Source organism: Streptomyces sp. NPDC037401, from assembly GCF_055602345.1.
On sequence record NZ_JBVJWO010000044.1, the window covers coordinates 47,169 to 61,709 of the forward strand.

General features: G+C 73.4%; 6 protein-coding genes. All 6 read left to right on the plus strand.

Going from position 1 to position 14,541, the window contains the following annotated elements; all coding sequences use genetic code 11:
• The first annotated feature begins 35 nt into the window (after positions 1 to 35).
• The 6 genes from ACZ7H1_RS33015 (at position 36) to ACZ7H1_RS33040 (ending at position 14,439) form a co-directional block, all read left to right on the plus strand.
• A complete protein-coding gene (locus ACZ7H1_RS33015; RefSeq protein ID WP_470791685.1) occupies positions 36 to 1,574 on the plus strand; it encodes a VWA domain-containing protein in 1,539 nt (512 codons plus the stop codon).
• A gap of 143 nt (positions 1,575 to 1,717) precedes the next feature.
• A complete protein-coding gene (gene metG / locus ACZ7H1_RS33020; RefSeq protein WP_470791686.1) occupies positions 1,718 to 3,355 on the plus strand; it encodes a methionine--tRNA ligase in 1,638 nt (545 codons plus the stop codon).
• Between the two features lie 219 nt (positions 3,356 to 3,574).
• A complete protein-coding gene (locus ACZ7H1_RS33025; RefSeq protein ID WP_470791688.1) occupies positions 3,575 to 6,160 on the plus strand; it encodes an FG-GAP repeat domain-containing protein in 2,586 nt (861 codons plus the stop codon).
• A 195-nt stretch (positions 6,161 to 6,355) separates the two neighbouring features.
• Positions 6,356 to 8,962, plus strand: coding sequence for a hypothetical protein (locus ACZ7H1_RS33030; RefSeq protein WP_470791690.1), 2,607 nt, complete (start codon positions 6,356 to 6,358; stop codon positions 8,960 to 8,962).
• Between the two features lie 164 nt (positions 8,963 to 9,126).
• A complete protein-coding gene (locus ACZ7H1_RS33035; RefSeq protein ID WP_470791691.1) occupies positions 9,127 to 11,718 on the plus strand; it encodes an FG-GAP-like repeat-containing protein in 2,592 nt (863 codons plus the stop codon).
• 102 nt (positions 11,719 to 11,820) lie between these two features.
• A complete protein-coding gene (locus ACZ7H1_RS33040) occupies positions 11,821 to 14,439 on the plus strand; it encodes an FG-GAP repeat domain-containing protein (protein WP_470791692.1) in 2,619 nt (872 codons plus the stop codon).
• The last annotated feature ends 102 nt before the right edge of the window (positions 14,440 to 14,541 follow it).

A 14,541-nucleotide genomic window follows, 5' to 3' on the forward strand; every position in this document is an offset into this window, starting at 1 on the left:
ACATCGCACCCCAGCTCATGCGAAAGGCCTCGCCCATGGGTATTCGGAGTTTGTTGCGCAAGGTGTTCGGCCGCGAGCGCACGGAGGCGGAGACCACCGGCGCCGCGGGGACCGATCAGCAGCCGCAGCCGGCGCTCCCGGCCCAGGCCGAGCGGAGCGGCGAACCGGCCGTCCCGGCGCAGGCGCCGGCCCCGGCGAACGGCAAGAACCCGCTGGACGTGGCCGCCGAACTGGTGGCCGCGTCCTTCGACAACCCGACGGTGCCGCCGCAGTCCGCGCCGCGCGACCCGGAGCCGGTCCTGGCCCCGGTCGCGGAAGCGCCCCGCGGCGTCGTCGACCTGGCCCCGGCCCCGCCGGCGGACCCGGTGGTCCCCGAAGCCCGCTCCGCCGAACCGGACACCCCCCGCCCGAAGCCGACGCCTCCGGCAGAGCCGGTCCAGCCGGATCCGGAAACGGAGCCGGAGCCGGAAACGGAGCCGGAGCCGGAAGCGGAACCCGAGCCGCAGGCCGCCGAAGCGGAGCCGGAGAAGCAGGCGGAGGCCGAGGCGCCCGAAACCGAGACCGCCGAGACCTCCGAAGCCGCCGTGGCCGAGCCGCAGGAGACCGCGGTCTCCGCGGAGGCGACCGAGGCGGTCACCGAAGCCGCCCCCGAGGCAGAGCCCGAGACGCAGGCCGAAGCCGAGCCCGTCGCCGCCGAGGCAATTGAGCCGGTCGCCGACGCCACGCCCGAGACGCAGGCCGAGGCGAAGCCCGAAGCAGAACCGGAAGCCGCAGCGGAGCCCGGGACGCAGGCCGAAGCGGAAGCCGAGCCGGTCGCCGCCGCGGAGCCGGAGGCCGAGGTCGCGACCGAGGCCGAGCCGGTTGCCGCGCAGGCGGACACGGCCGTACAGGACGACGCCGAGGCCGTCGCGGCCGGTGGGCCCGCGCACACGCTGGCCCAGGTCCGCACGCGAGCACAGTCGCTCGGCGACGCGTACAAGGCCGCCGGCAACGTGCTGCGCGGCCGCGGGATGGGCGGTGCGCGCGCCACGGTGTACCTCGTGCTCGACCGCTCCGGCTCCATGCGCCCGTACTACAAGGACGGCAGCGCCCAGCACCTCGCCGACCACGCTCTGGCGCTCGCCGCGCACCTCGACGAGAAGGCGACGGTCCACACCGTGTTCTTCTCGACCGACATCGACGGCACCGGCGACCTGACCCTCGACGACCACGAGGGCCGGATCGAGGCCCTGCACACCAGCCTCGGGCACATGGGCCGCACCAGCTACCACCGCGCGGTGGAAGAGGTCGTCGCCCACTACGAGAAGTCCGGGGCCGAGGGCCCGGCGCTCGTCGTGTTCCAGACGGACGGCGCCCCGGACAACCGGCAGCCCGCCCGTCAGGCACTCGCCGACGCGGCCGCGCACGACATCCACTGGCAGTTCGTCGCCTTCGGCGACCACGACTCCAAGGCCTTCGACTTCCTGCGCAAGCTGGACGCCGAAAACGCCGGTTTCTTCCACGCCGGCCCGGCCCCCCGGGAGCTCGCTCCGTCGGCCCTGGTCAAGGGCCTGCTCGGCGAGTTCCGCCGCTAGTCCCACCCCTGGTTCCGCCGCCGCTTCCGCGGCCGCTGCCGCGGTGCGCCTCCCCCGCCGTCCGGGGGAGGCGTCACCCGGGAGGGGTCCACCCCCTGATATCGCGGTGAACCCCGCTCCGCAGGAGCATTAGGATTTCGCCCATGGCGGCCACTGGATCCGAGAAGCACGAGGGCACGGCGTTCTACGTCACGACCCCGATTTACTACGTCAACGACGCTCCTCACCTGGGCCACGCCTACACGACCGTCGCAGGCGACGTGCTCACGCGCTGGCACCGTCAGCGCGGCGAGAAGGTGTGGTACCTCACCGGCACGGACGAGCACGGTCAGAAGATCATGCGCACCGCGGAGGCGAACGACGTCAGCCCGCAGGAGTGGTGCGACAAGCTCGTCGAGGAGGCGTGGAAGCCCCTCTGGGAGCACCTGAACATCGCGAACGACGATTTCATCCGCACCACGGAGAAGCGGCACACGGACCGTGTGCAGGAGTTCGTGCAGGACCTGTACGACAAGGGCGAGATCTACAAGGGCGGGTACGAAGGCCCGTACTGCGTGGGCTGCGAGGAGTACAAGCTCCCCGGCGACCTCATCGAGGACGAGGCGGGCACCAAGCTCTGCCCCGTCCACAAGAAGCCGGTGGAGATCCTCAAGGAGGAGAACTACTTCTTCAAGCTCTCCGAGTACGGCCCGAAGCTGCTGGAGCTCTACGGGGCCAACCCGGACTTCATCCAGCCCGAGTCGGCACGCAACGAGGTCGTCAACTTCGTCAAGCAGGGTCTGGAAGACCTGTCGATCTCCCGGTCCACCTTCGACTGGGGCGTCCCGGTCCCGTGGGACGACAAGCACGTCATCTACGTGTGGATCGACGCCCTCCTCAACTACGCCACCGCGGTCGGCTACAACGAGAACCCTGCGAAGTTCGACGGCACCTTCCCGGCGAACGTCCACCTCATCGGCAAGGACATCCTCCGCTTCCACGCGATCATCTGGCCCGCCATGCTGATGGCCCAGGGCCTGCCGGTTCCCGGCAGGATCGCGGCCAACGGCTGGCTGATGGTCGGCGGCGAGAAGATGTCGAAGTCGAACCTGACCGGCATCAAGCCGCAGGACCTCACCGCGCACTTCGGCGTCGACGCGTACCGCTGGTACTTCCTGCGCGCCATCGCGTTCGGCCAGGACGGGTCCTTCTCCTGGGAGGACTTCTCCGCCCGCTACACCTCCGAGCTGGCCAACGACTACGGCAACCTCGCCTCCCGCGTGGCCGCCATGGTCGGCAAGTACTTCGGCGGCGTGCTGCCGGAGGCCACCGCCGCCGGTGAGGCCGAGAAGGCGATCGCCGAGGGCATGGCGAAGGCCGTGGCCGAGGCCGACCGCAAGATCGGCGAGGAGCTGGACTTCCAGTCCGGCATCCTGGCGGTCTTCGACTTCGTGAAGCAGGTCAACGGCTACATCACGGAGCAGGAGCCGTGGAAGGTGGCCAAGACCGCATTCCCCGATGCTGCTGACGCAGCGGGGTCGGAGGAGGGCCGGGCCCGCCTGGCGACCATCCTCTACACCGCCGCCGAGGCCCTGCGGGCCGTCGCCGTGCTGCTGAACCCGGTCATGCCGGAGACCTCGCAGAAGCTGTGGGACTCCCTCGGCGCCGAGGCCGCCGACCTGGGCCCGCTGGCCGCCCAGCGCGTCCAGGACGCCGGCACCTGGGGCCTGCTCCCGGTCGGCGCCACGGTCACCAAGGGCGCGGTGCTCTTCCCGCGCCTGGAGGAGAAGCCGGCCGAGTAACCCACCGGCCGCACCCGTGCACCCGGGGGCCCCACGCGTGTCTCACGCGTGGGGCCCCCGGGCGTACGCCGTCGCTCCCGGTACGGCTGCCCGCGACCCACGACCCGCGGTCCGGAATCCGGTGCAGAACCTGCGGAAGCCCGTACAACCATTCGGCCCCGTGGGCGGTCAAACCCCCTGCTCCACAGTCGATTCCTCGGGGGAAGGGGTACCCGCCTCATGGGCGTACACACCCGCAAGCACGGCCGGCTGGCCGCCGCAGTGGCCACCACCGCACTGATCGTCTCCGGCGGCTTCGTCCAGCCGCTCCTGACCGCCGGCACGGCTCACGCCGCCGCGCTGCCGCAGTGGAACCAGCCCACCCAGATCCCCGGCGCGGACTGGGTCTCCGGCGGCAAGTGGACCGCGGTGGCGGCCGACGGCACCGCCGTGGCCGTGTGGCAGGAGTACAACGACGACGCCCCCGCGACCCTCTTCGTCTCCGTCCGCCCCGCGGACAGCCGCCACTGGGGTCCGCGGAAGACGCTCAACGCCGACCACTTCGTCAGGGGCTCGTTCCGGATGGCCGCCGGCGACGACGGCAGGGTGACGGCCGTGTGGGCCGAGTCCTGGCAGGACGGCGCCGGCGGGGACGAGCCCGGCGAGGTGGTGGTCGCCACCCTGGCCAAGGGCTCCTGGAGCAAGAAATCGCTCGTCAGCCCCGCCGCGGGCCTGACCATCACCGGTACCGCCCTCGCCGCGGGCCCCCGGGGCACCCTGACCGTCGCCTGGTCGTCCGAGCCGTACTCGTCCGCCACGCCGGAGCCCCGCCGGCGGGCCGTGACCGCGGCGAGCCGGGCCGCCGACGGCAGCTGGTCCGCACCGGCCGTCATCGCGGCCACGACCGTCCCGGACGAGAAGCTGGGCAGCCCCGACGTGGCCGTGGACCCCCGGGGCACTGCCGTCATCGGCTTCCTGCGCACCTCCCCCGCCGGCCTCTCCGGCGTCGAGACCGCCACCCGGCCCGCCGCCGGCGCCCCCTGGGACGCGCCCGTGCCCGTCTCCACGCCCCGCGCGGACACCACCGCGCCCAACCTGGGCTCCGGAGCCGACGGCACCCTCGCCATGACCTGGGTCGAGGGGATCCCCGACCACCTGGGCGAGACGGGCATCCGCGCCACCGTGCGCCGGCCGGGAGCGACGGCCTGGGGGCCGGTCGAGACGGTGCCGTCGACCCCGCAGGAACAGCCGGTGCCCGCACCGGAGCCGCTGATCGCGCCCGACGGCGACGTGACCCTCGTCTGGCAGGACTGGGGCGACAACATCGAGGATCACCCGGTGGACTCGGGCGTCAACACCGCCGTCCTGACCACGGGGTCGTCCGGCTGGCGGAACGACACCTACCTCGACCTGAAGGGCCAGGGCACCCGCCTGCAGAACGCCTCCATCGGCCCCGACGGGACCGTGCGCGTGCTGTGGACGGAGCTGCTGACCGGGAGCGGGCTCCCCCAGGGCTGGGTGATGGGCCATGCGGCACGCACCCCGGCCGGCGACACCTGGTCCGCGCCCGGCGTGCTGCCCGGCGCCCGCGGGGACAAGGCCCCGCTCGCCGGAGCGGTGGCCGCCGGGCCCGGCGGAACGGCCGCCGCCTTCTGGCACGAGTACCACGACGACGAGTACTCCCCGCTGTACGCGAGCGACACCCTGCCGTCCCTCTCCGTCGCCGGCTCCACCGTCCCCGCGACGGCCGCGCTGGCCGGCACCAACGGCGCCACGACGGTCTGGGCCCCGGTCTGGAACTTCAACCAGCCGGTGTCCTCCTGGTCGCTGGTCCTCACCGACCCGAAGACCGGCAAGGCCGTCCGCACCCTCGCGGCCGGCGGGGAGACCCGGAAGGCCGCGGTGGAGTGGAACGGCCGGACGGCCACGGGCACCCTGCCCCCCAACGGCCCGCTCGCCTGGGTGCTGAAGGCCACCCAGACCAACGGGCCCGCCGCGGTCACCCTGGCCTCCGGCACGGTGACCGTGACGGGCGGGGCGGCCGTCCACCGCGACTTCGGGTCGCGCGCCGGCACGCCCGACGGCACGGGCGACCTGCTCTCCGTGAACGGCACCAGCCTGCGCACCGCGTACGGCAGCGCCGCCATCGACAACTTCAGCGGCAGCAGCACCAGCACCGGCTGGCCCACGGGCTTCCGCCCGGTCCCGATCGGCGACATGAACGGCGACCGCTGCAACGACACCCTGGTCCGGCTGGCCAGCGGCGAGGTGCGCCGCTACACCCCGGCGTGCGGGGCGGCGCTGAAGCCCACGAGCCCGTACAAGGTGCTCGGCAAGGGCTGGAACGCCTACGACGTCCTCACCTCGGTCGGTGACGTGAACAAGGACGGCCGGCCCGACCTCGTCGCCCGCGATCCCGGGACCGGCGGCCTGTACCTGTACAAGACCACCGGCACGGGAGTCCTGTCCCCGCGCCTCCTGCTCGGCAGCGGCTTCAAGAACTACAAGAAGATCGTCGGCACCGGCGACCTCAACGGCGACGGCATCGGCGACCTCCTCCTCCACGACACGGGCAACGAGCTGTGGCGGATGAACGGCACCGGCACCGGCACGTTCGGCGCCCGCACCCTCCTGGCCAAGAACTGGGGCACGTCGTTCAACGCCCTCGTCGGCCTCGGCGACCTGACCGGCGACGGGCGGGGCGACCTCGTCGCCCGCGACACCGCCGGCTCCGTCTGGCGCTTCGACGGGCTCGGCACGGGCAAGTTCGCCAGCCGCGTCGAAATCGGCAAGGGCTGGCAGGTCTACAAGGGCGGCATCCACTAGTCCGTACGGGACCCACGAGCGAAGGCGGCGTTCCTCCACGGGGGTGGGGAGCGCCGCCTTTCGATTCCCTCCCTCCGGTGGGGCGTTCGGAGTACGGGGTGCGATGAGCCCGTACAACCATCCGGTCCGGCAGGCGGTCGTACCCGGTGATTCGCTGCGCGATCACCGCGCTGCACGGGGGAAGGAACCTGCCTGATGGGCGCACATGCCCGCAACCGAGGCCGGCTGGCCGCCGCGGTGGCCACCGCGGCACTGATCGTCTCCGGCGGCTTCGTGCAGCCACTGCTCACGGCCGCGCCGGCCGCTGCCGCCGGGGACCTGCCGCGGCCGCCGTGGAACGTCCCCACGGATCTGGCCGCCCCTGCCGGCGTGTACGGCGCCCGGCAGCTGGTCACCGCCTCCGACGGCTCGGCGGTGGCCGTGTGGACCACCACGTCCGCTGCCGGGCGGGAGGTGTACGGCGCGGCGCGCGGTGCGAACGCCGAGCACTGGGGGCCCGCCAAGCGCCTCGCCGCCACCCCGACCAGCCAGGGCCCGTTGCGCCTGGCCGCCGGCGCCGACGGCCGGGTCACGGCCGTGTGGGCGGAGTCCCCCTCCTCCACCGGCGACGACACGCCCGAGCCCACCGCCCGGCTGGTCTCCGCCACCTACTCCGCGGGCGCCTGGTCGGCGGCCGAGCCGCTGCCGGTGGCCGCGGACACCGCGTACGTCTCCGCCCTCAGCCTGGCCTCGGGGCCGAAGGGCACCGTCACGGCGGTCTGGGCCTACCACCCCACCGCGTCGGAGTACGGCACGGTCGTCGCCACCGCGAGCCGCGGTGCACAGGGGGCCTGGTCCGAGCGGGTGAAGGTGGCCGCCACCGATGCCAAGGGGGAGTCCGTCGGCGGCCCCGACATCGCCATGGACGCGCAGGGCACGACCGTCATCGGCTTCCTGCACACCACCCCGGACGGCCTGGCGGGTATCGAGACGGCCACCCGGGCCGCGGGGGCCGCGGCGGGGCAGTGGAGCCGGCCGGTGCCCTTCGCCGTTCCGCAGCCCGGCACGAACGCACCGAACCTCGGCTCCGGGCCCGACGGCACCCTCGCACTGACCTGGACCGCCGACTACGAGGACGACGAGGAGGGGCGCAGCCAGCCGATGCGGGTGTCGGTCCGCAGGTCCGCGGCGGCCGGCTGGGGGGCTCCGCTGCTGGTTCCCCACGCCAGTGCGGAGAACTCGATCCCCTCGCCGGAGCCGCTGATCGCCCCCGACGGGGACGTGACCCTGGTCTGGCGGGACTGGCGGGACTCGGGCGACTCGAGTGCCGTGAACGACGCGGTGCACGCCACGACCCTGCCCGCGGGGGCCTCCGCCTGGCCGCAGCCCACGCGCCTCGGCCGCGGTGCCCACAGCGCCGCCATCGGCTCGGACGGCACCGTCCGCGTCCTGACGGCGGACGTGGAGTACAAGCCGGGCGGGATCAAGCAGCACGTGCTCGTCGAGTCGGTACGGGAAGCCGAAGCCGAAGCCGGAGACCAAGACAGTGGCTGGGACTGGCCCCGGAAGCTCCCCGGGGCCGTGGGGACGAACGTGCTCGTCCCGACCGTCACGGCCGGACCCGCCGAATCGGCCACCGTGCTCTTCCACGAGTACGGCGTGCCCTCCGTACAACGCTCCTCGCGCACCAGCGCCGAGCCCGCCCTCGAGATCACCGGGGAGAAGGTCCCCGGGACCGTCTCGCTCAAGGGCAGCACCGGCACCTCCGCGGTCTGGGCCCCCGTCTGGAACCTCAACCGGCTCGTGTCCTCCTGGAAGCTGACCCTCACGGACCCGCGGGGCCAGGTCCTGCGCACCCTGACGGGCAGCGCGGAGACCAGGCGGATCGCGCCCGTGTGGAACGGCCGCACGGCGACCGGCGCGCTCGCCCCCAACGGCCCCCTGAAGTGGAGTCTGGAGGCCACCGCGCGCTACGCCCCCGAGGCGGACGAACTGGCCGTCGAGACCCTGGCCGTGACGGACGGGGCCGCCGTGCGCCGCGACTTCGGCTCCGGCGCGGGCAGGCCCGACGGCACCGGCGACATCATGTCCGTGAACGGGACCACCCTGCGCGCCGCGTACGGCAACCCCGACACCGGGAACTTCAGCGGCAGCACGACCACCACCGGCTGGCCCAAGGGCTTCCGGCCGGTCCCCATGGGCGACATGAACGGCGACCGCTGCAACGACACCCTGGTGCGCCTGGCCACCGGCGAGATGCGCCGCTACACCCCCGCCTGCGGGACGGCGCTGAAGCCCACCAGCCCGTACAAGGTCCTGGGCAAGGGCTGGAACGCCTACGACATCATGACCTCGCCCGGCGACCTCAACAGGGACGGCCGGCCGGACCTCGTCGCCCGCGACCCCAAGACCGGCGGCCTGTACCTCTACCCGACCACCGCAGCCGGAATCCTCGCCCCGCGCGTCCTGATCAGCAACGAGTTCAAGGGCGACAAGAAGATCGCGGGCATCGGCGACCTCAACCACGACGGCAACGGCGACCTGCTCGTGCACGACTCGAAGAACTGGGTGTACAGGCTCTTCGGCACCGGAAAGGGCACGTTCAAGAAGCGCGTCATGCTGACGTACGGCCCCTGGGGCGCCTCGTACGACGCGGTCGTCGGCGTGAACGACATGAACGGGGACGGCTGGGTGGACCTGGTGGCCCGCGACCGGTCCGGGAACCTCTGGTTCTACGAGGGCGTGGACAACAACTCCTACCAGTTCAGCGGGCGGACGATGATCGGCAAGGGCTGGCAGGTCTACAACGGCGGCATCCACTAGTCCGTGCGGGACCCATGAGCGAAGGCGGCGTTCCTCCACGGGGGTGGGGAGCGCCGCCTTTCCCGTGAGCCGTGAACACCCCGGACACGCGTACAACCATCCGGAGCGGCCGGCAGTCGAAACCCTTGATCCAGAACAGTCACGGGGGAAAGGGAAACCGCCTGATGGGTGCTCACACCCGCACGCACACCCGCGCGCACGGCCGGACGCACGGCCGGCTGGCCGCCGCGGTGGCCACGGTCGCAATGATCGCCTCCGGGGGCTTCGTCACGCCGCTGCTCGCCGCGGGCGCGGCGCACGCTTCGGCCCTGCCCGTCTGGAACCTCCCCGCGCAGGTGAGCGGTGACGAGCACCAGCCGCAGGCCACGGAGCTGGTCGCGCTGGCCGACGGTTCGGCCCTCGCCCTGTGGCGCGAGTACGGCGTCGTGTCCGCGGCCGTGCGCCCGGCCGACAGCGACCGCTGGACGGGTCCGCGCCTCTCGGCCACCGGCGTGACCTCGCGCCTGCCCGTGCGGGCGGCGGCCGACCCGGCGGGCGGGGCCACCGTCGTATGGGCGGAGGCCGCCGACCCGGAGGTCGGCACGCCCGCCCCGGCGACCCGGCTCGTGACCGCGTCCCTGCGGGACGGGAAGTGGTCGGCGCCGGAGGAACTCCTCGCCGCGGGTGCGGGCAGCGTCGTCGACAGCTTCCAGGTGGCGGCGGGCCCGCAGGGCACCGCGGTCGCCGTCTGGTCCGCCACCGCCGCGGACGGCGCGTCCTCGGCCGTGTACGCCGCGTCCCGCGGTACGGACGGCAGCTGGTCCGCGCCGGTACCGCTGGCCGCCGCCGAGTCCCCTGCCGGGGACGATGCCACGGCCGGGGGCGGGAAGGTCGACGGGGCGGACGTCGCCGTGACCCCCGCGGGCCACGCGGTGATCGCGTACCGCCACACGGTCAAGGACGGGATCGCCGGGATCAAGACCTCCGAGCGCAAGGGCACCGACGGCACCTGGAGCACGCCCGCGCCCGTGGCCGCCCCGGTGGCCGGTACGGAGGTCCCGAACGCCGGTGCGGGCCCGGAGGGTTCGCTCGCGGTGACCTGGCCGCTGACGGACGTGGAGGACGAGGGCACCGAGGACGTCTTCGCCTCCGTCAAGCGACCCGGTGGCGCGTGGGGGCAGCCGCAACGGATGCCGGTCCGCAGCCACGAGTCGGTGATCCGGGCGCCCGAGCCGCTGATCGCCCCGGACGGCGACGTGACCACGGTCTGGCACGAGTGGTGGGACACCGACGGCGAGTCCGTCAGCACCAGGATCATCACCGCCACCCTGGCCAGGGGCGGCAGCACCTGGGAGCGGAAGCGGGTCAGCAGGGAGGAGGTGCCGGACGCGTTCGACGCCGCCATCGGCCCGGACGGCACCGTCCGCGTGGTCTGGGCCGAGGAGCGGTACGACCGCGGGGTCACCTGGACCTCCGCGACCACGGCCGCCCGCACCACCGACGACGACACCTGGTCCGCCCCCGAGTGGCTGCCGCACGACAGCCTCCAGGCACCCCGCACCGACGACGTGCAGGTCGCGGCGGGCCCCGGCCGGTCGGCCACCGTGGCGTGGAACAACGCCTCGGAGGGACTGCTGTCGTCCCGCACCGGCTTCCGGCCGCCGGTCAAGGCCGTCTCGGCCTCCGTACCGGCCACCGCCGCCCTCGCCCGGACCACCACCGGCAGCGTGGTGTGGGCGCCGGCGTGGCAGTTCAACCAGCAGGTCGACTCCTGGAGCCTGACCCTCGCCGACCTCACGGGCAAGGTCCGCAAGCAGTTCACCGGCAACGCCACGACCAGGGTCGGCGTCAAGTGGAACGGCCGCACCGACGCCGACCCCGGCGCCGTCGTCCCCAACGGCCCCCTGACCTGGCGCCTGACGGCCCGCGGCAACAGCGCCGCCACCACCACGGAGGTGGCCTCCGGCACGGTCACCATCACGGGCGGCGCGGCCGTGCACCGCGACTTCGGCGGCCGTACCGGCACGCCCGACGGCACCGGCGACCTCGTCCAGACCACCGCCTCGGGTTCGCTGCGGATCGCGTACGGGCATGCGGGTACGGCCAACTTCAGCGGCAGCAGCACGACGACGGGCTGGCCCAAGGGATTCCGCCCGGTCCCCTTCGGCGACACGAACGGCGACCGCTGCAACGACACCCTGGTGCGCCTGGCGACGGGTGAGATGCGCCTGTACACCCCGGCCTGCGGGGCGGCGCTGAAGCCCACCAGCCCGTACAAGGTCCTCGGCAAGGGCTGGAACGTCTACGACCGGCTCACCCCCGTCGGTGACGTGAACAAGGACGGGCGCCCGGACCTGATCGCCCGCGACCCCAAGTCCGGCGGCCTGTACCTCTACACGACCACCGGCAAGGGCATCCTGTCCGCCCGGATCGGCCTGAGCAGCGCCTTCAAGGACTACAAGCACATCGTCGGCGCCGGGGACCTCAACGGCGACGGCATCGGAGACCTCCTCCTCCAGGACTCCTCGAACGAGCTGTGGCGGATGAACGGCACCGGCACCGGCACATTCGGCGCCCGCACGCTCCTCGCCACCAACTGGGGAGCCTCGTACAACGCCGTCGCCGGGATCGGCGACCTGACCGGGGACGGCCGCGCCGACCTGATCGCCCGCGACACCAGCGGAGCCATCTGGCGCTGGTCCGGCACCGGCAAGGGCACCTTCGCCGCCAAGACGAAGATCGCCACCGGCTGGCAGGTCTACAACGGCATCCACTAGCCGGCCGGCCGCGAAAGAAATCCTCACCCCCGTACAACCGTCCGGTCGGTCCGCGGGTCCAACCGGTGATCGATATCTGTACGGGGGAAGGAAACCCGCCTCATGGGCGCACACGTCCGCGCACGCGGCCGGCTGGCCATTGCCGTGACCACCGTCGGCCTGCTGACCGGTGGCGCACTCGGCGCACCGCTCGCCACCGCGGCCCCGGCCGCACCCGCGGCCGTACCCGCAGCCGCGGCCGCGGGTCTCTCGCCGTGGAACGCCGCACAGCCCGTGGGCAGCGGCCTCCACTCCACCATCCCGCGGAAGGAGCTCGCGGTCGCTTCCGACGGCTCCGCCGTGGCCGTGTGGAGCTCCTACAGCTACGGGCCCTCCAGGGGCTATGACCTGTACGCGGCCGTGCGCGGGCCCAAGACCAGCACGTGGAGCACGCCGAAGCTGCTCGCCCAAATACCGACGGACTACAGCGACATCCAGGTCGTCGCCGGATCGGGTGACGAGGTCCTGGTGCTCTGGGCGGAGCGCCCGAACTACGACCCGACCCAGGAAGGCAACCTCGAAGCCCGCGTGGTGTCGGCCACCGTCAACACGGCGTCCGGTGCCTGGTCGGATCCGGCCGAGCTGCTCCGCGTCTCGGCCGGCGAGAACCTGGGCCGGCTGCGCGGCGCAGCCGGCCCGGACGGCTCCTTCACCGCCGTGTGGTCGGGCGGCCCGTGGTCCACGCGCACGAACTCGATCTCCGCCGCCACCCGGAGCGCCGACGGTACGTGGGGCAAGGCGGCCAAGGTCGCGACGGCCGCCTCGGAGCAGGACCTCCTGACGGCCCCCGACGTGGCCGTGGACAGCACCGGAGCCGTGGTGATCGCCTTCCGCCACGCGGTCGGCCTGGACGAGAAGACCACCCGCCTCGAAACCGTCACCCGGTCCGGGCCGGACGCGGCCTGGAGCGAGCCGGCCCCGCTGACCGCCTACGCCGCGGGCACGGCCAAGCCCGAGCTCAGCACCGGCCCGGACGGCACCATGGCCATCGCGTGGACCGTCGAGGAGGCGGACGAGGAGGGCGACAGCGCCACCTACTTCGCCTTTGCCAGCGTGCGCCGGTCCGCGGCCGACGGATGGGATCCGCAGCGCCGGGTGTTCGTCAACCCGGACGACGGCTACCTGCCCACGCCCGATCCGCTGGTCTCCCCCGACGGCAGCGTGACCCTCGTCTGGCGTCAGCCGACGGAGATCTCCAGCAGGACGTACGTCTACGCCTCGTCCCTGGCCCGCCTGGGCACCCACTGGTCCACGCCCGTCGACCTGGCCCGCGGCACCGACGCCGAGATCCGCAGCCACCACGACGCCGCCATCGGGCAGGACGGCACCATCCGCGTGGTGTGGTCGCAGTCCTGGCCCGGCACCACCGCCTACGCGGCCACGGAGACCGCGCGGGACCCGAAGACCGGCGTCTGGACCGCACCCGCCCGGCTGGCCCAGCGCCACGCCCCCTCGTCGGACGAGATCGCCGAGATCGCGGTCGGCCCCGACGGTGCGGGTGCCGCCCTGTGGTGGGGCCCCGAGGAAGAGGCCGAGGACCACCTGTACGCGGCCCGCACCAGCAGCGAGCCGCCGCCGGCCCTGACCGGCTCCCAGGTGCCCGCCATCGCCGTCTTCGGCGCCACGAACCCCTCCCCCGTCTGGGACCCGGTCTGGACCCCGAACCAGGCGGTCCGCTGGACCCTGACGCTGAAGGACCCGGCGGGCCGTACCGTCCGCACCCTCACCGAGCCCACCGCCTCGGCGCTGATCCGGCCCCGCTGGGACGGCCAGACCGACGCCCGGCGCCCCGCGGCCAACGGCCCGCTCGCCTGGGAGCTCACGGCCTCGGCCGCCGAGTCCACGGCCGCCCCGGCGGTCCTGGCCCGCGGCACGGTCACCGTGCGGGGCGGCGCCGCGGTCCACCGCGACTTCGGGTCCGGTGCCGGCACCCCGGACGGCACCGGGGACTTCGTCCAGACCACCGCCTCCGGTTCGCTGCGGATCGCCTACGGGAACCGGGCCACGGGGAACTTCAGCGGCAGCAGCACCACGACGGGCTGGCCCAACGGCTTCCGTCCGGTCCCCTTCGGCGACACGAACGGCGACCGCTGCAACGACACCCTGGTCCGACTCGCCACCGGTGAGATGCGCCTCTACACGCCCGCCTGCGGCGCGGCCCTCAAGCCCACCAGCCCGTACAAGGTCCTGGGCAAGGGCTGGAACGCCTACGACGTCATGACCTCGGTCGGTGACGTGAACAAGGACGGGCGCCCCGACCTGATCGCCCGCGATCCCGGGACCGGCGGCCTGTACCTGTACAAGACCACCAGCACCGGGATCCTGAGCGCGCGCATCCAGCTCAGCACGGCCTTCAAGAGCTACAAGAAGATCGTCGGCACCGGCGACCTCAACGGCGACGGCATCGGCGACCTCCTCCTCCAGGACACGGGCAACGAGCTGTGGCGGATGAACGGCACCGGCACCGGCACGTTCGGCGCCCGCACCCTCCTGGTCAAGGACTTCAGCCCCGCCTACGCCACCCTCGTCGGCCCCGGTGACCTCACCGGCGACGGCCGCGCCGACCTCCTCTCCCGCGACACCGCCGGAAACGTCTGGCGCTGGAACGGCACCGGGAACGGCACCTTCGGCAGTCGTACCCAGCTGGCCACCGGATGGCAGGTCTACAACGGCGTCCACTGACGCCCGGGTGATCCCGAGCGGCCCGCCCCGGATCCCGGGGGGGGGCGCGACCACACACCCGCACAGGGGGAAGGAATCCCGCACACGGGCCACGGCGCCCAC